The 25003-nt window shown below is 54.6% G+C and carries 23 protein-coding genes; 8 read left to right on the top strand and 15 right to left on the bottom strand.

The annotated features are described in order from the left end of the window. Positions 1–29 precede the first annotated feature (29 nt). The gene (gene hutG, locus CIK76_RS01860) at positions 30–1010 is read right to left on the bottom strand and encodes a formimidoylglutamase (RefSeq protein ID WP_096283098.1); all 981 of its coding nucleotides are present in this window, start codon (positions 1008–1010) and stop codon (positions 30–32) included. Positions 1011–1274: 264 nt separating this feature from the next. After that, positions 1275–3272, bottom strand: a complete 1998-nt coding sequence (locus CIK76_RS01865) for an SH3 domain-containing protein (protein ID WP_176484052.1) — start codon at positions 3270–3272, stop codon at positions 1275–1277. A 440-nt stretch (positions 3273–3712) separates the two neighbouring features. Between CIK76_RS01865 and CIK76_RS01870 the strand changes: the two genes are divergently transcribed. Next, positions 3713–4570, top strand: a complete 858-nt coding sequence (locus tag CIK76_RS01870; RefSeq protein WP_096283100.1) for an SDR family oxidoreductase — start codon at positions 3713–3715, stop codon at positions 4568–4570. A gap of 116 nt (positions 4571–4686) precedes the next feature. Here CIK76_RS01870 and CIK76_RS01875 read toward each other — a convergent pair whose 3' ends face one another. Next, complete coding sequence (locus CIK76_RS01875; protein WP_096283101.1) at positions 4687–5340, bottom strand: peptidyl-tRNA hydrolase; 654 nt, start codon at positions 5338–5340, stop codon at positions 4687–4689. Between the two features lie 372 nt (positions 5341–5712). Between CIK76_RS01875 and CIK76_RS01880 the strand changes: the two genes are divergently transcribed. Beyond that, the gene (locus tag CIK76_RS01880) at positions 5713–6522 is read left to right on the top strand and encodes an aldolase/citrate lyase family protein (protein WP_096283102.1); all 810 of its coding nucleotides are present in this window, start codon (positions 5713–5715) and stop codon (positions 6520–6522) included. A 10-nt stretch (positions 6523–6532) separates the two neighbouring features. Here the strand turns inward: CIK76_RS01880 and CIK76_RS01885 are convergent, their stop codons facing one another. Continuing rightward, positions 6533–7504 carry a zinc-binding dehydrogenase gene (locus CIK76_RS01885; RefSeq protein WP_096283103.1) on the bottom strand — a complete coding sequence of 324 codons (972 nt, stop codon included), beginning with the start codon at positions 7502–7504 and terminating at the stop codon, positions 6533–6535. 200 nt (positions 7505–7704) lie between these two features. Between CIK76_RS01885 and CIK76_RS01890 the strand changes: the two genes are divergently transcribed. After that, entirely contained in the window at positions 7705–8178 is a 474-nt protein-coding gene (locus tag CIK76_RS01890) for a hotdog fold thioesterase (protein WP_096283104.1), read from the top strand. On the opposite strand, the gene CIK76_RS01895 is transcribed toward CIK76_RS01890, so the two are convergent. Then, on the bottom strand, positions 8175–8744 hold the full coding sequence (locus CIK76_RS01895) for a helix-turn-helix domain-containing protein (protein WP_096283105.1): 570 nt from the start codon (positions 8742–8744) through the stop codon (positions 8175–8177). The two genes, CIK76_RS01890 and CIK76_RS01895, sit on opposite strands and share 4 nt — an antisense overlap. Before the next feature lie 138 nt (positions 8745–8882). Between CIK76_RS01895 and CIK76_RS01900 the strand changes: the two genes are divergently transcribed. Then, complete coding sequence (locus CIK76_RS01900) at positions 8883–9671, top strand: IclR family transcriptional regulator (protein WP_255248313.1); 789 nt, start codon at positions 8883–8885, stop codon at positions 9669–9671. Positions 9672–9750: 79 nt separating this feature from the next. On the opposite strand, the gene CIK76_RS01905 is transcribed toward CIK76_RS01900, so the two are convergent. The 7 genes from CIK76_RS01905 to CIK76_RS01935 form a co-directional block, all read right to left on the bottom strand. Beyond that, on the bottom strand, positions 9751–10212 hold the full coding sequence (locus CIK76_RS01905) for a hypothetical protein (RefSeq protein WP_141393435.1): 462 nt from the start codon (positions 10210–10212) through the stop codon (positions 9751–9753). Positions 10213–10220: 8 nt separating this feature from the next. Next, positions 10221–11795 carry a long-chain fatty acid--CoA ligase gene (locus tag CIK76_RS01910; protein ID WP_096283108.1) on the bottom strand — a complete coding sequence of 525 codons (1575 nt, stop codon included), beginning with the start codon at positions 11793–11795 and terminating at the stop codon, positions 10221–10223. Continuing rightward, the gene (hcaB, locus tag CIK76_RS01915) at positions 11792–12646 is read right to left on the bottom strand and encodes a 3-(cis-5,6-dihydroxycyclohexa-1,3-dien-1-yl)propanoate dehydrogenase (RefSeq protein ID WP_096283109.1); all 855 of its coding nucleotides are present in this window, start codon (positions 12644–12646) and stop codon (positions 11792–11794) included. The genes CIK76_RS01910 and hcaB overlap by 4 nt, the downstream gene beginning before the upstream one ends. Positions 12647–12718: 72 nt before the next feature. After that, positions 12719–13285, bottom strand: a complete 567-nt coding sequence (locus CIK76_RS01920) for a 3-phenylpropionate/cinnamic acid dioxygenase subunit beta (RefSeq protein ID WP_096283110.1) — start codon at positions 13283–13285, stop codon at positions 12719–12721. A 29-nt stretch (positions 13286–13314) separates the two neighbouring features. Further along, positions 13315–14529: an FAD-dependent oxidoreductase gene (locus tag CIK76_RS01925; RefSeq protein ID WP_096283111.1), complete on the bottom strand. Its 1215-nt coding sequence runs from the start codon at positions 14527–14529 to the stop codon at positions 13315–13317. 36 nt (positions 14530–14565) lie between these two features. Then, positions 14566–14913 carry a non-heme iron oxygenase ferredoxin subunit gene (locus CIK76_RS01930; RefSeq protein ID WP_096283112.1) on the bottom strand — a complete coding sequence of 116 codons (348 nt, stop codon included), beginning with the start codon at positions 14911–14913 and terminating at the stop codon, positions 14566–14568. Next, on the bottom strand, positions 14910–16331 hold the full coding sequence (locus CIK76_RS01935) for an aromatic ring-hydroxylating dioxygenase subunit alpha (protein WP_255248314.1): 1422 nt from the start codon (positions 16329–16331) through the stop codon (positions 14910–14912). Before CIK76_RS01935 ends, CIK76_RS01930 begins: the two co-directional genes overlap by 4 nt. Positions 16332–16511: 180 nt before the next feature. Here CIK76_RS01935 and CIK76_RS01940 point away from each other — a divergent pair, with 180 nt between their 5' ends. The 4 genes from CIK76_RS01940 to CIK76_RS01955 all read left to right on the top strand — a co-directional run bounded on the left by CIK76_RS01940 (position 16512) and on the right by CIK76_RS01955 (position 20496). Continuing rightward, positions 16512–17294 (top strand): SDR family NAD(P)-dependent oxidoreductase, encoded by a 783-nt coding sequence (locus tag CIK76_RS01940; protein ID WP_096283113.1) that lies wholly within the window; start codon positions 16512–16514, stop codon positions 17292–17294. 205 nt (positions 17295–17499) lie between these two features. Beyond that, complete coding sequence (locus CIK76_RS01945; RefSeq protein ID WP_096283114.1) at positions 17500–18864, top strand: MFS transporter; 1365 nt, start codon at positions 17500–17502, stop codon at positions 18862–18864. Positions 18865–19059: 195 nt separating this feature from the next. Further along, complete coding sequence (locus CIK76_RS01950) at positions 19060–19509, top strand: PaaI family thioesterase (RefSeq protein WP_096283115.1); 450 nt, start codon at positions 19060–19062, stop codon at positions 19507–19509. A 132-nt stretch (positions 19510–19641) separates the two neighbouring features. Beyond that, complete coding sequence (locus CIK76_RS01955; protein WP_096283116.1) at positions 19642–20496, top strand: alpha/beta fold hydrolase; 855 nt, start codon at positions 19642–19644, stop codon at positions 20494–20496. A 766-nt stretch (positions 20497–21262) separates the two neighbouring features. Here the strand turns inward: CIK76_RS01955 and CIK76_RS01960 are convergent. The 3 genes from CIK76_RS01960 to CIK76_RS01970 form a co-directional block, all read right to left on the bottom strand. Next, the gene (locus tag CIK76_RS01960) at positions 21263–22615 is read right to left on the bottom strand and encodes a CoA transferase (protein ID WP_217990327.1); all 1353 of its coding nucleotides are present in this window, start codon (positions 22613–22615) and stop codon (positions 21263–21265) included. A gap of 285 nt (positions 22616–22900) precedes the next feature. Continuing rightward, complete coding sequence (locus tag CIK76_RS01965) at positions 22901–24253, bottom strand: MFS transporter (RefSeq protein ID WP_217990328.1); 1353 nt, start codon at positions 24251–24253, stop codon at positions 22901–22903. 182 nt (positions 24254–24435) lie between these two features. After that, positions 24436–24945 carry a MarR family transcriptional regulator gene (locus tag CIK76_RS01970; protein WP_096283119.1) on the bottom strand — a complete coding sequence of 170 codons (510 nt, stop codon included), beginning with the start codon at positions 24943–24945 and terminating at the stop codon, positions 24436–24438. Positions 24946–25003: the final 58 nt, after the last annotated feature.

Consider the following 25003-nt stretch of genomic DNA (forward strand, 5'->3'; position numbering starts at 1 on the left):
TCGCAATCAGCGCGGAATGCGTGCGCCTGCTAAGTGCCGATCAACGTATTGATGAGTCGGGCAGCGGTACGCGCGGTACGCCCGTCGATATCAAAGCTCGGGTTCAGCTCCACCACATCAACAAGTCCAAGTTTTCCGCTGTCCGCAACGTAGCGGCACACCGCGTGAATAACCTCCAAGGGCACCCCGTAGGCTGCCGGCGCACTGACCCCCGGGGCTGTCGCGGCTGGCAGAACATCAAGGTCAATGGTCAGATACAGCTGGTCAACAGAATCCAGGAATCCATCAACAAACTCGATGACCGTTCCCAGATTCCCCGCGCCGCATTGCTCATCTACAAGATATTGGACCCCGAGCCCCTGAGCCTGGTCGAAGAGCACCGGGGTATTACTTGCTTCGCTGATGCCAATGACGGCGTAGTTAAAATCTTGTCCGGCCGCTTGCATATCATTGGCGATATCTTTGAACGGTGTCCCGCTGCTCCGGCGCGGTGCGCTACGCAGGTCAAAATGAGCGTCCAAGTTCAAGATTCCAATGCGCGTGCCGGGTTGTGCGCGAAAATGATCAAAGAGTCCGCTAAACGATCCGTAGGCTGTCTCGTGCCCTCCGCCAAGCACTACCGGCATCGTGCCGGCGTTCAGCAGCGCCGACACCGCCTGGGCCAGTCGAACCTGGCCTGATTCGAGTTCGTCACCGAGCACCACAATGTCACCCGCATCATGCACGGCACGTGGGTGGTGAACCGCCAGCGAACTTAAAGCTGCGCGCAACGCCTGCGGGCCGTTGGCTGCGCCGGTCCGCCCCTGATTTCGAAGTACGCCTGCGTCCGAGGCGAACCCCAGCAGGGATGCCGGCCGGAGGCTGGCGCCGGTCTCTAAAGCTGAAATCTCCCCGGTGTGAACGTGCTGGTGCCAGCGCAGGTGCTCGGCGCCGGTCCCGTCGATGCGACCACCCCAGGGTGCAGCTGGCCGGTCTACCTGTACCTTGGCATGCGACGCATTTTTCTCCATGTCACCAGCAGATCAGATCCAAGACCTGCTCACTAGCACCCGGGGCCAATTCAGTCCGAAATTTCGGACTACCGCTCTTTTGGGCGGGAATTGAATGTCCTTGACTGCCATCGCACCAGCTCCGGGAAGCCAAAGGCGGGCAAGTGCGAGTCCAGAACATCCGTTGTGCACACTGGATAGACTCACCAAAGTAGCCGGTAACCCACTGCACCGCGGATACCCCACGAGGGCAGCCACCCACGTGGCTTAGCCCTCCAGACGAATTCAGTGCCCCAGTGCGCTCAGGTCCAGCCGGCCATCGGACCCGGAATCGCCATAGACCTCAACATGGATATGGTCCATGTGCTTGGTGGTGTCATTCCAATTATTGGTGAACTGCGTCCCGTATTTACCCGAAGCTGAGTATTCGTTCCACCCCGAACCTGGCAACCAAATTTGGTCCTGCCAGATGAGGTAATACACGCCGAGCTGTTCCCGGTTATCGAGCAAGAACTGGGCTATCTGGTCGCCCTGGGCAATACGGTTCTTGTTCTTGTAATCCCGGATCATCAGGTCAACTGCCTTGCCTGCGCTGTGCCCCACCGACCCGCTCCTGATGGTATAGATATTGCTCACGGTGTCACCGAAACGATGGTCGATTGCCTTGAGCACGCGTTGCGCATCGGGATGCAGACTCACTGGCGCTTTAGTAGCCAGGTATTTGGCGCTGACCCACCCGGTGCCTTGAGAAGATTTAATCTGCGACCAGCCATTGCTCATCTTAAGGAAGGTGACCTTCTCGCCCATGGGCACTACGCCTAGGCTTCGGTGCTCAACTCCGCCACCGGCTCGTAGGTTCACGTTCGCCGTAGTCCACCGGAATACCTGCTGCTTGTCGGGAACCGGTGCTTTAGGAGGATTGGACGTCACGTAGGCAGAGCTGACCCATCCGACACCTTGCGCAGTGGTGATTCGAGTCCACCCGTTAGCTGTTCCGTGCGCGGTGACTTGCTGATTTTTGGGAATGACGCCTAAAGACCGGTATGAGGTGGATCCGCCTTCACGCAGATTCACGTTGGTAGTTGCCCAGCGTTTGACGTTATTCAGTGGGGCATAGGTCTTGTCGATCAGCGTAGAACTCGGCACCCAGCCGATAACCTGTCCGGTTTTGATCTTTGACCAAGAGCCGCTGCTGCGATAGAACCCTACTTTGCTGCCGGGGCGAATCGTCCCTAAAGATTTTGCTGTTGACGAGGTGGAGGCCCGGACCGCTACCGAACTAATGGCCCACCGGCTGCCCTTCAACACGTCGGACACGGGTTTGTTCGCCGAGAGATCCTTCGAAGAAATCCAGCCAAGACCCTTCGAGGTTTTGACGCGGGACCAGCCATTTGAGGTGCCGTACAAAGTCACCTTTTCGCGGGCAAGCACCGTTGCCTTTTTTGCCGTGCTGCTGGAAGCTCCGGTACGCAGGGTTGTATTCTTCACGACCCATCGCGGGGTGGCGGGGATTGCTTTGAACGCTCTGCTTGTCAGATTTGCTGTTGGGACCCACCCGATGCCGCGAGTTGTCCGAACCTTGCTCCACGACCCCTTGGTGAGAACCAGACCGAGTTTTTCTCCGGCCCTTATGGTGCCCAAAGATTTGGTCTTGTTCCAATTTCCCTCACGAAGCACCGTGTCCGCGATGAGCCAGCGTGAGCCGATGATCTTGGTGGTATCCGGCTTTGTACTACTGAGCTTTGCAGCCGAGATCCATCCCTTTGTCCCCGACACCGAGACATGAGCCCAGCTACCGGAAGTGCGGAACCATTCAACTTTGGCGCCAGAGGCGACAGTAGCCAATCTCTTCGAATTGCTCGAGTTCTTCTGGAATAGAGGCTGCTTGGCTTTCGAATACTTGTAGACAGCCGCCGGCATCGCCGAGGATAGCTGATTTGTGGGAACAAATCCGATGCTTCGTCCGACCTTGATGCGCGTCCATGATCCGGAGGAGCCTAGACGTTGAACCTTAGTTTTGCGGATGACCCCGGTCAGCGAGGCAGACGCTGCCGAAGGTTTCTGCCGCAACGACTGGAATGATTTGAGGTAGCGATAGACAACGGTTTTTGGCGTTGCTTGCGTCTGGGCTTTGACTGGTGTCAGTTGCTGAGCCGGGACCCACCCGATTTTGCTTTTGTAGCTGACTTGGTCCCAGCCGGAGCTGCTCCGCGAAACGTTCAGTGTGGTGTTCTTGGGAATTACGAGCACCGACGCTGCCCTGCTTGACGCGGTCTTACGCATCGTCAGGCTTGCCTTAGTCTTTTTGATGATCTTTGCTGTGGCCACCGTACTTGCAAATACGGTGGCCGGCTGTAGCGGTGCAGCCGCTATAGCTGGAGCACCAAGCCCGAGAGTCAAAATAGACGTAAGCCCCAGACCCAGTACACGGTTAACGCCCATATTATTGTTCACTCTCGCGAAAAGATTTTGATGCCATTTCTTGATGGCTCATCAAAGTTTACTGGCATTAAGCCGAAAGATGCAGACGAGGAAACAGGAAAAATGGTCACCGGCGTCAACTCCTGAGAGCACCCCGGCCAACTACCACCGTGCGGCCGCCGTAATCGATGAGTACGCTGAGCTATCTACTGCCCGCGCGCCGGACAGATAGCACCCGATAGGATGGCGGTGTCGTCCATAGCGAACGGTCAATTAGTGGCCGGGTAGGAAAGGATTTGTTCATGAACAACACCACCGGCGCGAGTATCGCAGTTACCGGCGTAACAGGTGTCCTTGGCGGATATATCGCCAACGAACTTGCTGCCCACGGTGTCGCACAGCGGCTGCTGGCCCGTACGCCCGCAAAGGCGCCGCAGTTGCCCCATAGCTCCGTCCACCCTTTCAGCTACGGCGACCAAACCGCCGCTATCGAGGCTCTCACAGGCGTGCAGACGCTCCTCATGGTGTCCGCTTCCGAATCTGCAGATCGTCTGGACCAGCACCGTTCGTTCATCGATGCCGCAGCCAAAGCCGGCGTGCAGCACATCGTCTACACCTCATTCGCCGGTGCCGCACCCGACGCCATTTTTACCCTCGCGCGTGACCACTTCGAAACCGAAGAATACATCAAGGCTTCCGGGATGGCTTGGACGATGCTGCGAGACAGCTTTTACATCGACTTCATGGAAGCCATGGTCGGTGAAGACGGTGTGATCCGCGGTCCCGGCGGCAACGGCCGAGTCGCGATCATTGCACGAGCAGACATTGCGCGGACCGCCTCGGCCGTGCTGCGCGACCCAGGCTCACATATCGGGCAGACCTATGACCTTACCGGTCCGGAGGCACTGAGTTTCGCGGAGATCGCTGCGACCATCGGCCGAGTCCGCGGGCGCGAGATCAGCTTTTACGACGAAAGCATCGAAGAGGCCTATGCCTCGCGCGCCAGCTACGGCGCCCCAGAGTGGCAGGTCGATGCCTGGGTAAGTACCTATACCGCGGTAGCCAGCAACACCATGGCACCTATTAGCGAAGCCGTCGAGACCATCACCGGCACCGCTGCGCAGTCACTTGAAACCTATCTCGCTTCGACTCCGCAATAATCCGCCGATTTGTTCATGCCCGTTGCTTCACCACGATGACTTCAACAACGGATTCGGCGTGCAGAAAAAACATGTCAGCATTTGTGCGCTTGGTAAATGCTGAGTTCTGCAACTACCTACTGTTGTGTCAAGAGCACAAAGGCGGTGGTGGATCCCGGCTCAATCTCGGTACGCCCAGCGTCCTGAATCACCGGTCCGGAAGCCTGCGGGCAAAGCTTGTCGAACTCGGTGCGCGGCAGTTGCTTGATCCCCACCGGCGCATGGGATTTGAGCCAGTTTTCAATGAGTTCTGGCTGTGCTTCGGTCAGCCAAGCGAAGAGTGCATGGGCAGCTTGCGCCGCGGCTTTCCCGGTGGACATCTCCAAGGATTTATTGAGCACAATGTTCACCGGTGCTACCAGCACTTCATCACTTTTGGGCAGCTCGGTTCCGGAGACCTGCAGCTTGGCAATTAGTTTGGGCAGCGCGGCCGCGGGAAGCGGCGGCAACCCGACAGCTTGGGCACTGCCCACCTCGCTGACCATTTGCTCGGGGAAGAGTTCGAGCACTTTGGCGAACATTTTCGGGTTAGCCCGGCGTACTGATTTAGCGAACGCTTGGCTGGCCCAGATCTGCCACTGCTCATTGTGCGGGTCCTGCAGGTACGCGATCACCGCAGCTCGGGCGACCGCCGAAATTCCCTCATCTTCGGTGGAGGGGTCTTCCTTATCGATCCGCAAGATGATGGGCTGCACTAACTCGTCTGGTTCTCGTTCGGTATGCTCACTCACCAGACCATCCTATTGTGTATGCAGATCTCAACGATCTTTGGTTAGCTCACCATAGGTAAGCGTCCATTCGCATTCCTGGTATTGAACGACGTTTGCAAAGATTTCCGACTACTGGAAAACCGGCTTTCACTGCTATCGCCTCTCGCATATTGTGATAGCCAGCACGTCGGCCAGTGCGAAGGTGGATTTTATCCCGAAACCTAGAATTGCATTGGCAATCGAAGCTCAAAGAAGTCAATTTTCGCCCAGCTCGTTGGTCACTCTTTCGAATCAACCGGCGAGCGGTTAATCCCAGAAATTGTCAGATGCCCTTGAGTCCAACGCTCTTTGCTTCGCCAGCGCCACGGAGAGATTTCTCAGAAAGTCCATCACATGAATATCGCATTGCACCGTCCAGCAACTTTTAAAGACCTCATTGCGCAGCATAACCGTCCAAGCGTGGGGATCTTCTTATGTTCCGGAGACGAAACTGTAGCCGAAATTTGTGCTGGTGCCGGACTGGATTTCTTGTTGATCGACGCAGAGCACGGTGCCATGGGGCTCGAAACTGTGCAGCGCCAACTTCGCACCATCGCCGCGTATCCGACGGTTCCCATCGTCCGAGTTGCACAAAACGACGCGACAATCATTAAGCAGTACTTGGATGCCGGCGCACAGTCACTGATCGTTCCGATGGTCAACGATCGCGCCCAGGCAGAGGCTGCTGTGGCTGCGGTGCGCTATCCACCTCTGGGAATCCGCGGCATCGGCGCCTCGCTGAGCAGGTCTGCGCGTTGGAACAGGGTGGATGAATACCTGCAGAAGGCTGACTCCCTCATCACGCTCGTAGTGCAGATAGAAACCGAGACAGCCGTGGGTAACGCAGCCGAGATTGCAGGTACCGATGGGGTGTCTGGTGTTTTTATTGGGCCCGCAGACCTCTCGGCGTCCATGGGGCTGCTCGGTCAGCAGGATCACCCGAGAGTGGTAGAAGCCGTGCTGTCTACCATCAAGGCGTGCAAAGAGGCAGGGAAGTTTGTCGGCGTAAACGCATTCGCCGAACCGATGGCCCAGATGTATCTGGCTGCAGGCGCCGATTTCGTAAATGTCGCAGCCGACGTTTCCATCCTTGCCCGCCATACCGAGGCAATAGCCGCAAAGTACATTGATTCCAACGCAGCATCACCAGCAAACTCTTACTGATCAAATAGCGCTACGGTATTGTGATGACCACTTTGCCCGACAAGCCACCATCAATCATGGCCTGGAATCCTTCATGGATCCGGTCCAGCGGAAGTACACGGTCAATGGTTGGGTGCAACTGGTGCTTTTCTACGAATTTCAGCATTGCAGCCGTCTCTTCTTGCGTAGAGCCTGTTGAACCGATGACCCGAAGTTGCTGGTAGAAAATTCTCCCAAGGTCCGCCTCCGGGTTAGTACCACTGGTGGCACCGGCGATGATGATTGCGCCACCGGGCTTCAGGCAACGCAAAGAGTGCGCCCAGGTGGCTTCGCCCACGGTTTCAATGACTAGATCCACACGCTCTGGAAGCCGTTCACCAGATTCGAAGACTTCAGCAGCACCCATCGCGGTCGCCAATTCTCGGTTTTTCACGCTCCGGCTAGTCGCGTAGACCGTCGCTCCAACGGCACTGGCTAGGCTGATTGCAGCACTGGCAACTCCCCCGCCAGCGCCCTGAACGAGAACTTTCTGCCCCTTGCGCAATTGGCCTTGGGTAAAAAGCATTCGGTAGGCGGTAGACCACGCCACCGGGAGGCAAGCCGCTTCTTCAAAGCTCAGTGTGGACGGCTTGTCCAGCACACACCGTTCGGGAACAACAATGTATTCAGCGAAGCCGCCATCGTGCCGTTCGGATAATAGCGCACGATTAGGATCCAAAGTCTCATCACCTTCACCAGCTTCTGCGTCAGCAATCACCGGATGGATGATGACTTCGCGACCGTCGTCGGTGACACCCGAGACATCACATCCAAGAATGATGGGAATGTTTTTGGGATCATGACCGACACCTCGCAGCGTCCACAGATCATGCATGTTCACCGAGGATGCTTTGACTTGAACTTTCACCCAGCCTGGTTCTACCCGCGGCTCGGGCACGTCCTTGATCAATAGCCCTGATAACGGATCGTTTGGGTTCTGGGAAATGGCAACAGCTGCGCGCATTTTCTGTGCTCCTAGGAAATATGGCTGTGTCGCTTCGGCAAACGGCGAAGCTCTTCTCTTCATAGAGTCTTCAGTGCATCATTTCCACATGTCTAGTAAACGTGCCGTTAGCCGGAATGGTTACTAGGAAAGCGCGGCTAATCTTTATACAGTCAGGCAGGAGAAAGGTCTACTTCCTAGCAGAATTTTTTGGTGTATCAATGAGCAAAACTAACGACAGCATCTGGCATGCAACATCCTCAGTTGCGGATCTGAATTCCAAAGCCGAAGGTACGCTCAACCACAATTTGGGCATTGAGATTACAGAAATCACCAATGATTCTTTGAAGGGCCGAATGTCCGTAGATGAGCGCACTGTACAGCCCGCAGGTGTACTTCATGGCGGAGCCTCGGTGGCCTTCGCAGAAACCTTGGCTTCTTGGGCTGGCTACTTAGTGATCGATAGTTCGCAATTTCACGTGGTCGGCCAGGAAATCAACGCGAATCACCTGCGACCCGGCATTGCCGGTGAATTCGTTTATGGTGAGGCAACTGCTATCCATCTCGGTCGCAAAGCTCATGTTTGGCAGATTCATATTCGTAACGAGCAAGGCAAGCTGGTGTGTATTTCGCGGTGTACCTTGGCGGTCATTACTATGCCTGGGCAATACGCCGCACGTGAAGATCGTGGCTAGTCAACCATGGGTCTAAACTGAGCAACCTGGGGAACCGTAGTGGTGATGTGCAAAATGGCTTCGTTACCACTGGCTCGGTACCCATGAGTTATATCCCCTGGAAATCTAAAACTATCTCCCTCAGATAGCTGGACCCGCTCGAATTCTCCGCTGATGACTACCTCGCCAGAAATTACATAGGTCTGATGTAAGGTTCCTCGTGCATGCGCTTTAAATACAGTTTCCTTTTGCACAGACACACGAATAATGCTCGTTTCTACGAAACCTGTTCCGTAAATACGGTCGAGGTCTCTGATGAACCCCACACGGTGTTCACGCACTAGTGCGTCTGCTACACGTTGCAATCGGATATTGCTTCCGTAGTCGCTCAGGATTGCTGGAACACTTGTGCCCAAACCCAGACAGATCGCTTCAAGCGTTTCAATGGTGGGGTTTCCGACGCCGGATTCAATACGGGAAAGCGTCTGTTTTGAAGTACCGGTACGTTTTGACAGCTCCCCCAACGAAAGTCCGCGCTCACGGCGGAACCTGCGGATGTTTATCGCGATAATTTCATTGTGTTTCACACTATTATTGTCACTTATAATTTACGTATTGTCAGTCATGTTTGACATTAATTCTTGCGAGGGCGACCATTAAGTAAAGCTCAAAAGTCACCATGTTGAAGTGTCTTCCCCCCGGCGTTTTGCCAATAGGAGTATTGCGTGTCATCAAATTCCGCGTCTTCTCGTGATAATCGCACCGCCGTAGACAAGGCGATGGCTTTACTACGCGCCTTCGGTGAAGAAGCTACCACTGGAGTCGGCGTCAGCGAACTTGCACGTCGTGCAGAACTTTCGAAGTCCACGGCTTTTCGACTCTTGGCTTCTCTTCAGTCCAATGATGCAGTGGAACGTGCTGGTAATGCATACCGGTTAGGCAAGATGATCCAGAATTTGGGTACAACGCAAGAATCTGACCTCCATGCTCGACTACGTGACGCGTTAACGCCGTTCATGGTTAATCTGTATGAAACTACTCGCCAAACCGTCCATTTAGCCATACTCCAGGGCACAGACGTGGTGTATTTAAACAAACTATATGGACAGCTTGCGGTACGCAGCCCTTCGCGCATCGGCGGACGGCTGCCTTCCTACTGCACCGCGGTAGGCAAAGTACTTCTCGCGTACAACCCAGATGCGGCCCAAACCGTACTAAGTAAAGAAATGTACGCCTGGACCGAAAACACCATTACCGACGCCGACAGATTGTCCCTCGAACTGACCAATATCCGAAAAGATCATGTGGGTTACGACCGCGACGAAGTTTTGGTGGGACTAAATTGCGTAGCCGCACCCGTGTTCAACGGTACCGGGCAAGCAGTTGCGGCCCTCTCTATTTCTGGCCCGACGGGACGCTTCAACCCTGAGAGTCAGACCTCGGTTCTACGTCGTGTGACATACGAAGCCTCTCGTGCAGCTGCAGCGGTCAGCGCTGCCGCGCAACGAACGTAGTAACCAATAGTCACTTAACGCTTAAACCGGATGACTCACGAATTATTGTGAGTCATCCGGTTTTGCCTTGCATCTTGAATTAACGCGTTGGAACTTCGTCGATCCGGCGGGATTCTTCTAGGACCCAGGCTGGTTCCGCGGTCATCAGACTTACCGCTCGATCATATAAATCGACGTCGACGACGTAGCGGTAGCCCGCCGCCTCTGCACGCGCTATTTGCGCGACATCGGATTCATCTGTGGCGATCACCAAGCGACGACATTCTGGATCGCGGCGCATGAGTTCTTCGGACACCAGCTGAATGCTCTGCGCGACAGCATTGGGAGAGACACTGAGCACTCGATCGTGTGCCGATACCGGATAGGCGTCTCTAAGTTCACTATGCAAAGCAAGAACTACATCACATCGACCGCGGGTCTGATTTGCGTCGAATACTTCGAATGCAATATCGAAGCCTTCTGCTGACGCAACCTCAACCAATGTCCAGCTTTCCGGTAATGAGTCAGGCCATTTAATTAGGTCTACTTCGTCGTGGCTCATTTGTGTGTTTACCTACCCGTGGCGATTGTGCGTATTTTGAACTTATCGAGCTTACCTGCACCGTTTCGCGGCACATCTTCGAGCAGCATTATTTCTTTAGGTAGTTTGTAGCGCGCAACGTGGGAGGTCGCATATTCACGAACTTCCTCGATCGTGGGCTCCACTCCTGGCTTGCAGCTGATCAGTGCGACCACTTTTTCGCCCCACTGTTCGTCAGGTATGCCAACTACCGCGACGTCTCGTAAGCCCGGAAATCCGGCCAAAGCACGTTCTACTTCTGCAGGGTAGATGTTTTCTCCGCCGGAGATGATCATGTCTTTCAGTCGGTCAACGATGTAGAGATACCCTTCTCCATCGCGGTACCCAATATCTCCGGAGCGGAACCAACCCTCAGAGAATGCTGAATCCGTGGCTTCCGGGTTCTCCCAATACCCCGAAGTGACGTTCGGTCCCTTCACCCACATTTCGCCGGTATCGCCGGTCTTTTCAACATCTTCTCCAGTAGCCGGGTCGACAATGCGAATTTCGGTGTATGGCATCGGAATGCCACACGATCCGGGTTTTTGGTGTGTCAACTCGGCTGGTAGATAAGTTGCGAAAGGAGCGGTTTCGGTAAGCCCCCAGGCTTGCTGCACGTCTACGCCCTTGACCAAGTACTGCTGGAGAAGCACCGGCGGAACCGGTGCACCCGCACAGATTAACGCACGCATGCTCGTAATATCGACTTCTTCAAACTCATCAGTCTGTTGCATAGCCGCAAGCATCGCAGGTACTAGGAAGCTCTGATTGATAGAGTACTTTTCGATGTCCTGCAAAGTTTTACGCGGATCGAAGTTGCGTCTCACAATGGTGCGCCCGCCACGCACCATGCTCCGGATTGTCAGCGCGTTTAAACCACCAATATGAAAGAGCGGAGCAACCGCAAGGTTGCTATCACCGCGTCGAGTGTCGACCAGCGAATCCACGTTCATCGAGTTCCACCAGATATTACCGTGGCTTAGCTGCACGCCTTTGGGACGGCCGGTAGTCCCGGAGGTGAACATCAAGATCCCTAAATCAGAATCGAACCGTTCAATTGGGTCGCCAAGTTTGGTGTTCTCCCCAGCAACCAGATACGCGGTGGCCAACTGAAAGAAGTTCGGAATTGTCGCTTTCAGCGGTGCCTGAACATCATTGTCAATCATCACCATCTTGGTGTTGGCCGCGAGAGTTTCGATACTGGAAATCGTCTCTACGACTCCCTGGTGATCATGCTCAACGAACAGCACGTTGGGCCGCGAACGCTCAAGCAAATCTTCAACTTCCAGCGGGGCCAGACGAAAGTTCAGTGGCTCAAAGACTGCCCCAACCCACCAAGCGGCGAGATTGATAAACAAAAAATTCGCGCTGTTAAGCCCAAGATAAGCAATCCGGTCATTTTCTTTGACGCCATTGGCTACGAAGGCCTTTGCGTAGTCGCGAATCCTTGCCACAAACTGTTCATAGGTCCAGGTTTCGTCACCATAGACCAGTGCTTCTTGGGAAGGAAAGAAGGTTGCTTGGCGAAGCACCCCGCTGACCGCGTTGATGTTAATATCTTTCACAGTTGGTCTCCTCCTGCGGCGCGGTCACCGAAACCGCGAATGCCGATACCGCCGTCAGCCTGAATGATCTGTCCGGTGATATTACTTGAATTTTTATTCGATGCCAGCAGCACGTATGAGCCGGTGAAATCGACTGGGTCTGTCGAGGCGTCGTGTAACGGAATCAGTGGGTTGTTCCCGGTGATCGAGGATTTGGCGAAGGAGTCTGAGATCGATCGATCGGCTAGCCCGATAGATTCGGGCCCTCGCAGATCGGTATTCATCCCACCGACTGCTACACCGTTCACTCGTACCTTCGGCGCAAGTTCATATGCCAGCTGATTAACCAGTCCACGCACCGCAAACTTACTTGCGGTGTACACCGGACCTCCGCCGGCCGTATGAAACGATGCATTCGAAAGGGTCATGACGATTGACCCGCGGCTGTCGACCAGCTCACGCCAAGCAGCTTCCACGGTGAGCAAATAGCCCTTGACGTTGATCGAGAACAATTCATCGAATGAATCGGAGAGCTGCTGTCCGTCTAAGCGTGTAACCGAACGGTTAAAGTCCCAAATTCCTGCGTTGGGAACTAGGATATTCAATTTCCCAAAGTGTTCAACCGTATGCTTGACGGCAACATGCAACGCCTGCGAGTCACGCACGTCAGCTGCAATCGTCAGTATGTTTTCCGGGTAGGAAGACTCTTCCGCAACCTGCTCCAGCTTGTCTTGGTTACGTCCGATAATTGCGACTTTGGCACCTTCAGCCAAGAATCGTTCGGCTACCGCGCGTCCGATTCCCGAACCACCACCGGTGATGAGTGCGACGTCCCCGTCGAGCCATCCGTTCGCTGATTTAGCTGTGCTCACGACTGTTCTCCTGAATATCTGTGAAGAGCCACCCGCCGCCTTCGTGGACGGACACACTCTTTTGGGTAGTGGTTAGAAGAAGGTACTTAGGTTCTTTGCCTGAAGCACATTTGCGTCGAAAAGTAGCTCGCGGCGAGCCACGCCAAAACTGCCGTCTTCCCGCAACCTGATAATGTCGGTTCGGCCACCTGCATATATATCTGTTTCGGTCTGAAGCCGGTTGCGATAAACCAAGAACGCACAACGCACGCTCAGCTCGTCTTTGCTCACCCAGTGGGCTGTCACATTTGAGATCAGGTGACGAGTACGCGAAGGCGGATCTTCAGCCCACGCCATGCCCGAGTCATATCGGCGGATTCGCCAAGCCAATGACTCTTTGGTTTCGTCAAAGTAAGCGGCTTCACCTTCACGACCAATAGAAAGAGCAGCCTGTCGACGCAACCTGTTGGTGCGTAGCGGTGCGAAATAGAACAGGTCCTCTTCAAAGATTTCCAACCAGTCGGCAAAGCGTCCGTCATCCAACAGCTCTGCCTCACGGAAGTAAAACTGGGCGATACGGTAAGACAATTCGGAATCGACAAGTTGGCCTGCCAGCCCAAATTCTTCGCTCTCGCTAGTTGCAGTTGCATCCTGTGTCATGAACAGATCCTCGTTCCTTCTCTGTGGCCCTAACGGGCTAGCTTTTTCAGATCGAATGTGGGGTCAGCCAGTTGTTCTGCGTTCACTGGCTTTTGCTTGTCAATAATGCGACGCGCTGCACGTACCATCAGCCCACCATCAATCGCCGCACAGCCTGCAAGCATTCCCTGCTCATCGATGCGGAAGGCAGCAACGGGGATTCCTTCAAGCTCACGAATTACCTGCGTTCCTTCGCCGAGCATCGATCCCACGCCTTCAACGTGGACCCCATGTCGGTCCGACCAGAACCAAGAGGCACCGTGTACCGGCAATTCTTCACCAAGCAGGGCGGCGGCAACCGTGGTCCCGGTGTTCATCGCGTGTTCCCAATGTTCGGCGCGGCGCAAGAGCGTTCCGTCTGCTAATCGTGTGCGTGCGGTGTCACCGATTGCGTAAACATTTGGATGGCTAGTGAGCTGGGATTCATCGACCAGAATTCCATTGTCTGTGTCTAGGCCGCTAGTAGCGGCGAGCCCGGTATCAGGCACAATGCCGATACCGACAAGCACCGTGTCTGCCTCGATGGCCGAGCCATCCTGCAAGGAAATGGTGTGTACTCCGCTGCCATCCACGGTGATCTCGGTAGGTACACCGGTGACCACACTGACGCCCTGCTGATCATGCATTTGGTGAAGACGGCGCGCCAAAACCTCACCGACCGCGGGAACCAGCGGGGGGTCCACCGGATCAATTAAGGTCACGGTGGCACCGAGCTGCAACGCTGAGGAAGCGACCTCGGCACCGATGAGCCCCGCCCCAACAATCGCCATGCGAACGCCCTCACCAAGTACGGAACGAAGGTGGTCCGCGTCATTCATGGTGCGTAATTCGAGCACCGTCGGCAGTTGACCACCAGGGATCGGTAGGCGTCGGGCGGTGCCACCGGTAGCCAAAATAATCTTGTCCGCACCGAGCTGCTGACCGTCTAAGAGCGTAACCGTGGGAGTATCAACGTCCAGTTCCACGACCTTACCGGTGATAACCTGCACGTTGTGGGTGCTGAACCAGTCTGCGGCACTTAGCAGAATTTGTGTTGCATCACGTTTGGCTAGCAAGTAGTCCTTGCTCAGCGGCGGACGGTCGTAGGGCATACCCTCGGGGTCAATGATGGTCAGCTTCCCGGTATATCCACGGTCTCGCAACTGGCGAGCCGCGGTGAATCCTGCCATGCCACCACCTGCAATGATCACTGATTCCAGTGCCATGATTTTCCTGTCCGTATTCGTTTTCGTGATTACCGTTTAGGCGTCAGCGTTAGCTGCAACATTCGGGTAAAGCACCAAGCCTTCATTGGTAACCTCAACCTTGTGGGTACGCGCGGCGATGGTCGCTGGCATGCAAAGCGCAGTGCCTGCCTTGAGGCAGAACTTTGCCGAGTGCACCGGACATTCCACTTCGGTACCTTCAATCCAGCCGTCCGCTAGCGAAGCTTCTTCGTGGGTGCAGGTGTCATCGAGTGCATAGAAGTTACCGTCTTCTGCATGGAAGACGGCAATGTCGTTACCGGTGCCGTTCTCATCGCCCGGAATAACCTTTGCTTCGCCTTCATCAATGTCATCAACGGATCCGATGTTCAGTGAGTTGCTCATGCTTCTTCCTTCTTTTCATGCCACGCAGGGGTGTTCATCAATTTTGACCAGTGCTTATAGAACGAGCGTCCGGCAGCATCTGAATACAGTTCGCTGGTCTTTCCCGGATACGTTCCGTCGTCCTTCTCCGATCCGATGCCCATCTGGAAGTTCAGCGGCACCTGGTTCGTGACAAAACCACGGGAAATTGCCTGAATTTCAGACCAGTTTTCTCCGTCATCAGCTTCGAAGATGCCTGAAGGGCCAAAGGTTCGCAGGTTGTAAAGACGCTGCGCGTCCTTCACGTCATCAGGCATCGACTTATCAACCAATACCCAAGCCCAGACCTCGATCTTGTCCGGTCCCTTTGGGTGCCAAACTCGGATGGAACCGTTGACTGGCAGGTAGGAGAAGTTCGGGAAAACCGTAGCATGACCAGTAGTCATTGGACCTTCGACTGCCGCGTCGCCGAGGCGTTCACGCAACAATTCATAGTCGTAGTATTCGTGGACTGGCTTCGCATCAAAGCGTGACTTCGGGTGGGTCGGAAAACCTGCACCGTGACCGTTTTCGCTGACAAACTGACGCCCCGGAGTGGCAACAATTTCCGGCTTTGGTCCACGCCCAGTCGGGGATAGCACCATCAGTGCCGATGCATGAGACATATTTACGTGATACCAGTCGGTAGCGAACTGCTCTGCAGCGAGCTTCCAGTTACCTTCCAATTCCCACTTCATCACGCCACCCATAACCTCGGTGCCCTCAGGATCTCGATCCAACATGGCATCCATGTAGTAGCGCATGTCGCCAAGTGTCTCTTCTAGAGGTTCAGCGTTATGATCCCAGTTGCCAAAGATAAGTCCCTTATACTCGTGGACCATTGGGACTTCAATCAGACTCCACTTTTTCCGGTCGAAGTCTTCCGGATAAGCCTGCTCGTTGGGGACACTCTTCAACGCTCCAGCGAGGTCAAAGGACCAACCGTGGTACGTGCAAGTGAACATCTTGGTGGCGCCCGCATCGGCACGGCACAGACGCACGCCTCTGTGACGGCAGGAGTTCAGGTAAGCACGGATCTTCCTGGTCTTATCCATCGTGACAATGACGGGATCTTCGCCCATAAACGTTGTGAAGAAATCTCCGGGCTTTTTGAATTGGCTGGTATGCGCCAAGAATAGCCAGCTTCGAGCAAAGACGCGTCGCTGCTCCTGCCCATAGATCGTATGGTCGGTGTAGATTGAACGATCTATCAGACCACCCTCAGAATCGACTAGGGTACTGACATCGATATTACGGGTTAGCTCTGCTGGTCGATCCATGCGGCCAATTGAAGCGTTTGCCTCTGGTTGAGAGGAACAATTATCAGCGGTGCCCATCTGCGTACCGTCCTTGCTCTGTTTTGGTGCCGCCGACTGCTGGCGACCTTGCTTAGTAACCATTTATCCACGTACGTAATGCAGAACACCAGCCACTGTTCCGAACCATAAGACCGGGCAACTTGTCAACAACCTGAACTCTGGTCATTTACTAAAATCTGCTTTTCACACCACTGATCACGGTGTTCCATCTGGTGGCACGGAGTAGATAGGCCGCAACTTTCTTTGGGTACCGTAAGCAAAATGACTGACTCATCAATCGAAAATTCAGATACGTGGCAGAACGCGGGCGTACTGGTTGTCGGAGGAACCTCCGGGCTGGGAGAAGCAACGGCGAGGGAATTCGCGCGAGCCGGTGCAATAGTTACCGTTGCTGGCCGAAACAGCATAGCCGGCGAAAGGATTGCCAAATCAATAGAAGGCCACTTTTGTACAGTGGATGTCATAGTCCCAGAATCAATTCAGGCGGCCCTGGAGCTGTCAGCCACCGCCCCGCGTGGTCTGCGTGCAGTAGTCAATGCAGCAGGGAGCGCAGTTGTGGAAAAAACACTCCATCGAGGAACTCCACATAAGTTGGACTCATTCTTAAGTCAGATTCAGATCAATCTCGTGGGTTCGTTCAATGTGCTTCGACTAGCTGCGCAAGTCATGGCAGAAAATGAGCCCGAGGAAGCCCTCGGCCGAGGTGTGATCGTATTGACGAGCTCTGTAGCCGGGTTTGAAGCACAGCGAGGACAAGTCGCCTATGCAGCAGCTAAAGGTGGAATTAACTCCATGATCTTGCCAGCAGCACGTGATCTCGCACGGGATAAGATCAGAGTTTTCGGCGTTGCACCAGGCGTCTTTGATACACCGTTTATGGATGTACTTTCGGAGGATGCTCGCAACGCCGTTGGCAACTCAGTTCCTCATCCAAGTCGGCTAGGCAAGGCAACCGAATTTTCGCACCTAGTAGTTTCGCTTGCTACTAATCCGATGGTTAACGGCGAGGTTGTGCGTCTCGATGGCGCGCTTCGGCTGGGCTAAGAAGAAAAACAACTCGTCCTTACCGTTTTTGGAACTTAGCCTCGATCGATTTCGACGGTAATGCAGCAGAACGTTCCGATGTACGGAACAAGGTTTAGCAAGATCTGAGTAATACAACTCACACTATTTGAAGCAGCGTAGTCTTGCTAGCCATTCGACTCACGCTCATCCTGTCTTCACCCATTCACCACACTCGGAGCACGCAATGGATCAAGCAACTACCTCGGCTCAAGAGCCTAAATCATCTAAGGAAACCAAACGGGCACTCGTGTCCAGCTTCCTTGGATCCACCGTTGAATACTACGATTTCCTGCTTTATGGAGCCGCAGCAGGTTTAGTATTCCCACACCTCTTCTTCTCGGATGAGATGGATCCAACTTTGGGCATGACCTTGTCCTTTGTTATCTTGTTGGCCGGCTATGTCACTCGTCCCATCGGTGGCATCCTCTTCGGTCACTTCGGCGACCGTTTCGGTCGCAAAAACATGTTGTTCATAACGCTGATGATGATGGGCATTGTTTCTGTCTGCATCGGCTTGATGCCCGGCTACGCCACGATTGGTGTAGCGGCTCCTTTGATTCTTGTGCTTCTGCGTGTAGTCCAGGGACTTGCCGTTGGCGGCGAATGGGCGGGGGCCACCTTGATGGCTGCCGAGCATGTCCAAGAAAAGAACCGAGGACTTGCTGCTTCGATCGCCGTCACCGGCGGTCCAACCGGCTCGGTACTCGCTACTTTGATGCTCGGTTTGTTCGCTGGCCTGCCACAGGATCAGTTCCTCGCTTGGGGCTGGCGCATCCCGTTCTTGCTCTCGGCAGCTTTGGTAGTTATCGGTCTGTACATGCGATACCGCGTCACCGAATCGCCTGACTTCGTCGCTGCCCAAGCGAAAGGCGAAGTGCACACAGGTGTACCAATCCTGCGCGTACTGACCAAATACCCGCTGTCCTCACTGTACGGAATCCTTGCTGCCGCTGGCCCGTTGTTCATGCAGGCGTTGTTGGCCATCTTCATGGTCCCTTACGTTGCGGAGACCGGCGTTGTCACTCGTCAAGAAGCGCTGATGATGCTGACAGTTTCTTCCTTCTTGCATATCTTCGCGATTCCGTTCTTCGCTATGCTCTCGGACCGCTATGGACGCCGCCCGGTGATGCTGGTAGGAGCAGGAATCTCCATAGCGTTAGTCTTCCCCATGTTCGCGCTCTTCAACTCCGGCAATTTCTGGTTGATCGCACTCGCCTTCCTGGTTGGAAATCCAATCATCCAAGCTTCAATGTACGGACCGATCGGTGCTTTCTTGGCGGAGAAGTTCGAAACACAGGATCGTTACACTGGTGTTTCATTGACTTTCCAGCTCGGCTCACTCGTCGGTGCCGGTACTGCCCCACTGATGGCTACGTGGTTGGTTAACCTCGACAATGGTGGTGGAACCAGCAACATCGCTTGGTACTTCATCTTGCTGATCGTGCTCGCTGGTCTGGCTGTACTACTGTCCAAGGAAACTCGCGGACGTGCAGAGCGGGCTGCTTCGCGAGCCGACGAATCCATCGACGATCAGGTTCTGGGCCGCTAGGTAAGCCGTTGTCCGCAGAACGTCAGCCAAAGACCGTTTTGCCATTGGAGCGCTCTGCGTCGCAGAGCGCTCCAATGTTGTGTGTGAGCACTTGACATCGCTGGTCGTTTCATCGTTTGAAACCTGAGGTTCTAGTTCGCGACCGTGGCGAATAGAGTGAATTTCAAGACCGATCCCACCATTTTAGGAGTTTCAATGACTATTCCGGCCAATGTTGAAGATTTAGATCAGCTAGTCAGCAAGTTCCTTTCACGTTTGGGCTTCGATGACATAGTGACCACCTTGGGGCTTGTACCGCATGCTGCCAATGGCGAAACCATTAGCCTACGCATGCCATTGCAGGATTCCATCGCGCAGGCCAACGGCATGTATTCGGCAGCAGCACTCTTTGGCGCGGCCGATATTGCCGGTACCTTCCTCGCCATGTCGGCATACGCCGATTCGGGCCAGTTTCCACTTGCCGTGCAGTCGAATCAGAATTACATGAGCAATTCCAAAACCGAGTACGTCGTGGCTACTGCAAAGATTCTTCGTGGCGGTGGCTCGGTGGCTGTCACCGAGGTCACCGTCGCAGATTCCGAAGATAAAGCCTTGATGCATGCGACGTTCACCTACGTCATCAAGGAACGCAAGCTAGGTAAATAGCCGCTCGCGTTCCATTAGATGGAACGCTAGGAAGCAATAGTTACGCGTAGTTCCTATCGTTGAGTTTAGGATCTATGCCGTTTTGCGGACCAGCAATATACGGCATTCGTGACCAAAATGAAGGAGTACCCCATGACAAAAACAACAATCCCGGAATACACCACCGACAAGTTCTTTGGTCTCGAAGACAAGTGGTTGCAGACCGCTGACGGAGAACTCACGCACTACCATGAGCTGGGAGAAGGCACCCCGATTCTTTTCCTGCACGGTTCGGGAACGGGTGTGACAGCTGCAGCTAACTGGTGGCTCAACCTTCCTCAGCTGGCCGAATCAGGTCGCTGCATTGCTATCGATTCTGTCGGTTACGGCCAGACCATCGCTGCTGAGGATATCCAGTACGGCATCAAGGAATGGGTCCGTCACGCGGTTCGCACACTCGACGCGCTCGGTATTGAAAAGGCCTGGATCGTAGGCAACTCGCTCGGCGGCTGGCTTGCATTCCAATTCGCCATTGACTACCCAGAGCGTCTGCTCGGGGTGATTTCCATGGGTACCGGAGGAGCAAAGCTCACGGGTGCGCTCAAGGGCCACTCAAATCCAACGCTCACCGAAGAAGGCATTCGTAAGACCTTGGAAATGTTCGTGGTCGACAAGTCCTTGGTGACCGATGAACTCGTCTCCCTGCGTTACCAGTCCGCGTTGAATGACACCGCCAGCGACCGCTTGGCTGAGGTTGTCGCTGCCCGAGACCGTGACCGCACCGAGCTTCCTTTGGACTTTGATGTTCTGGCCAAACTGGACATCCCGGTCTTGCTGATTCACGGTGTGCAGGACGTGGTGATCCCGGTTTCGCGTACCTGGGAACTGCTGAATCTGATCCCGAACGCGGACGCTCACATCTTCAGCCAGTGCGGCCACTGGTCACAGGTTGAACGTGCCGAAGAATTTAATCAGGTAGTTTCTTCCTACTTGAAGCGCCACGCCTAAAATTTCAAGTATCTAGTCAAAGAGATCCGGCTGACGCAGTTCACCTGTGTCGGCCGGATCTCTTTGATTTTGATCAGTTGGAATCATTTACACCATTGGACTACGCGCCTTCGGGAGCCAACACGATGTCGAAGCGAGCTTTAGCCCAGCTCGCTCCTCCAAAGTCGCGACCATTCGGAGTTGGAATACTCGCCGGCTACTGAACGAAGTCCTTCACGAGTGACTGTTTCACACCGACTACTGTGCCCTATTTCAACAGCTCATCTCCAGCGACGAAACTATAGGTCACCAAGAGACCTGCGTTTTTCCGCGGTCATCAAGAGATCTCAGAGGCTCGTTCGCTTCGGTGAACGTCCAATCGCTTCGAGCAATCTTGACTATCGGTTCGTCGTCCGGAATTGAGTATGGGGCCGGAGCCAGACCCCGAAACCGATAATATCCGTTCTCAATCTGCGGGCAGCGTCCGCAAAGTACGGCCTAAAACTGTATGCTCAGTGGTTTTGTCATAGTCTTCGTTGTTCAAGGTTGATACTCTTCGGTTCTTCGATGCGCTCCTGATACTGGTCAGCGATTGGAGTTTGTGGTCAAAAGTTCATGCTGAAATTCTGTGAGGCCGCAGCAAAATGGTAGGGGGAAACTCCGACAGCTTGCCAAAGTAGCCCTGGCTCGATCTCTGCCAGGGCTACCTTGTCCACGGCAATCAACAGGGGCGCTGCTTGACGCTGTTAATTTGTCCTCGGCCATAGATCTCGGCTTGTAGCCTTGATTAGGGTAGCCACCGCGCTTCACTGGATCCTCGTGGAACGAGCGGAAAGGCGTATCGTCCCGGGGTTTCCGACATTGTTACTTGATCGGTGACCCCTTGATAGTGCCCACTTGGGGTTTGCGCTTGGAACACTTCGGGATCCAGGAATGCATGTTCACCGACGGTAGCGCCTACCTTCGCGGCGTAGTTCTTGTCGAAGATTCCGAGCTCTATCAGCCACAGCGAAAGACGCGCAAGCGAGAGGTGGATCTTGTAACTGCCACCTTCCACCGACCTGCGTTTCAACGTGGCCATGACGGCCATGGATGCAAGCCATGACATAGCGTAGTCGTTGATAACAAAAATTTCCGTCAGCTGGGGGTTTTCACTGGTTCCCTCGCGGGAAAGGATCCCGGTGACCGCGCCAGCGTTCTGATCAAATCCCGTACGGTCAGCCCATGGGCCAGTGGGACCGTACAAGGACATCTCTACGTGGATGATCCCGGGGCGGATCTCGGCGAGGTGCTCTGCCGTCAAGTTGAAATGGTTTAGATAGCCAGGCCGGCGATTCGCGAAGAACACATCACATTCCCGAGCCAAGTCGAGCATCCTACTCATTCCTTCTGGTTCCCCGATTTCCAGCGTTGCCGAACGCATGCCCACGCTGGAGGTGCTGTAGATGGAATCCATTTCGAAGTCGAAAGGTCTCCAAATGTTCAGAACATCGGCACCGTGGTAGGCCAGGGTCCTACCGAGTCCTGCGCCGGCAATGACATGTCCCAAACCTAGGGCTCGCACGCCGTCCAGCGGTGATACTGGTTCCGCAGAAAAGGGTTCGGGTGCGGATTCTCCTATTTTCTCGATTTGAATCAGTGGGAGTCCGGCAAGGTGCGGGAACTGCTCGTGTTCGAGAAATTCTTCGGTACTGCGAACCACTGTGGCTTGGAGGCCACGTCGATTAGCTTCCTTCTCTAGTTCAAAGGAATCCCACCCGCGGGTGACTTCGGCGATGGCGTCATAGTTATCTGCGCAGCCCAAGAATTCAAGGGCTCTGGTTTTTGCTTTCGGGTAGATGTTAAGCAGCTGGATCAGGCGGCCGTCTCGGGTGGGGTACATGAATGACGGAAAGAACGGATTCGTCGGATCATGCGCGTTGACAGGTGGATACCCGTTGAGCAGTTCCCACTTCTGATCATAGAAGGGGCACAGACGATGCGGCACCCGACGCAGATCCAAGGACAGGTCTTGTCCCGTACCCGTGCGATGGCGCCATAGGTCGGCCGCAGCGACGGATTTGGCCATCAGCGCCACTCCGCCCATGGTTGCAAGCGGCCAAGGACTCTTCAATATGGGGTCCTTGCCGGAAAAGGTCACAGTTCCTCCCCCGCCTTTTGCGTCAAGTCCCACAAGGGACAAAATCTTTGCCAACTCTCGATCCGGATCAAGCACATCATCGGAGGTCAGCGGTGTGGCCAGAGAGGCCCGAATCTTTTGCTCGAGCGTAAGTTGTGACAGGGTAATCATTCCTTGGAGATCGTCGGGGCCGGCTGCGTCCGTGAGGAACTGAGTTCCTCACGGACGGCCGCGAAGCTTGCCTCTCGGCCGCTCGCTTTGGCACGGGAGCGCCGCTCGAAATCGACCCGGCGACGCTCCCGACTCCTAGTTTGCTGCGGCCTTGACCTTTGCCTCTATGGCTTGGTCCTGGGACTCGGCGTTGTAGAGCGCTTCCTTCCGTCCCCAGCCACCGGGGAGCAATGAAACCGAGACGACGGAGATCACAGAAACAATGATCATGTATATGGCTACGGCATCAGAGGATCCGTATGCTGCGAACAACGCGGTCGCGATCGTTGGCGCAAAGGCCGGTCCGGCCAGAGTGCCAAGCGTGTACCCCACCGATGCTCCGGTGTAGCGGACTTCTCGGGAAAACACCATGGCCATCAAGGATCCGGTGACGCCTGCGGCAGGTGGCATGGCAATGCCGAAGAGCAGGACGACAGCCGTTGTGAATCCCCAGGCGGTTCCGGTGTTGATCAGCATGAACGCCGGCCAGGTAACTACACCCATGGCGAGGACACCTATCAGGTACATGGTTTTGCGTCCGTATGTGTCCGATAACGCGCCAAACACCGGGTAAAGCACTGTGGCAATGACGGCTGCAATGAAGACGCCCATCAGTGCAGTGCTCTTATCCAAATCAACGACCTTGGACGCGTAATTCACCAGGTAGCTCATGGTGATGTACGCGTAGACACCTTGGGACATGTAGGTTCCCGCGATCAGGAAGATCTCCTTCGGGTGGCGCTTGAACGCCTCCTTAATCGGGAGCTTGACGATCGCATCCTTCGAACGTGCGGCGGCGAACGCCGGAGACTCGGAAACTGCCATACGAATGATGAGGCCGACCACTACCAAGACAGCGCTTACCAAGAACGGCAGACGCCAGCCCCATGTGAAGAAAGCCTCGTCCGGCAACTGAGAAACAGAGAGGAACGCCACGGTGGCCAGAGCTGTTCCGGCAGGAGCGCCAGTTTGAGGGAATGCCCCGTAGAATCCACGTTTGCCCTTAGGCGCATGCTCGACAGCCATCAGTGTCGCACCACCCCATTCACCTCCAACCATGAAGCCCTGGAACAGCCTCAGAAGCGTGAGCAAGATCGGGGCGGCTATGCCAATTTGCGCATACCCGGGGAGCAATCCCATGAGCATCGTCGCCAAGCCCATTCCCACGAGGGAGATGATGAGCATTTTCTTGCGTCCAATGCGGTCACCAAAATGCCCGAACACGATGCCGCCGAGCGGACGTGCCAGGAAGCCGACACCGAACGTAGCGAAGGACAACAAGGTTCCCATTACTGGTGTGGCTTCGGGAAAGAATAGCCGGGGAAAGACAAGCGCGGCTGCGGTGCCATAAATGAAGAAATCGTAATATTCGATAGTCGTGCCGATGAAGCTTGCCATCGCAACTTTAAAGGGACCGGCGGTACGCCGATCATTTTGATGAGTAGACACAGGAGGTCTCCAGAGTGAGAGCTGTAGGGAAGGTCGGGAATCAATGTCGCAATTCCGAATCTGGTCGGCACAACATCGTTCTTCGTGACTACTCTCACATGAAATTACTTAACTAGCAAATAACTTTTTTCAAATTCTCTCCACTTCCTCACCCTGCCCCTGACGTAACCACCATCACAGCCCTAGTCAGATTCCGTTTTTGACTCTCGGACCGCAGACACGAAAGCCCGCAAGCTTTCCGTAAGTTGAATAACGTCTCTGGGCTCCAACTTGCCTAGCAGCGTCCGCTCGTAGTCAGAGATGGACTCCACGACGGGCTGGAAGATTTCCAATGCATGATTCGTGGGTTCTATAAGATATCCACGCTTGTCATTTGGGTTCAAAATTCGATTAACAAGGCCGTCAGACTCAAGTTTCTTGATTCTTTTAGTCGTACCCGGAGCGCTAATCAAAGATTGGACCGTAATTTCGGTCGGACTCAATGCTCGTCCACTGCGCACCAGCACCGAAAGGATGTCGAAATCTGCTCGCGTCAATCCTTGTTGGGCCAGAACCTCGTCGCTACCCGCCTGAATCGCCTGGGCAAGGTATCTAATGCGCCCGGTAATTACCATTGGCGAAGTATCAAGCGCAGGCAAGATTCGCGTCCACTGTCGCTGAACCTCGTCAATGGAGTCTTTTTCAGAATTCAATTTACTTCACCAGCTAACTAGTTTAGGATGATTGTGACGGCACTCACTGAGGACTTCT

Source organism: Glutamicibacter sp. BW80 (assembly GCF_002332385.1).
In the GTDB taxonomy this organism is placed as follows: domain Bacteria; phylum Actinomycetota; class Actinomycetes; order Actinomycetales; family Micrococcaceae; genus Glutamicibacter.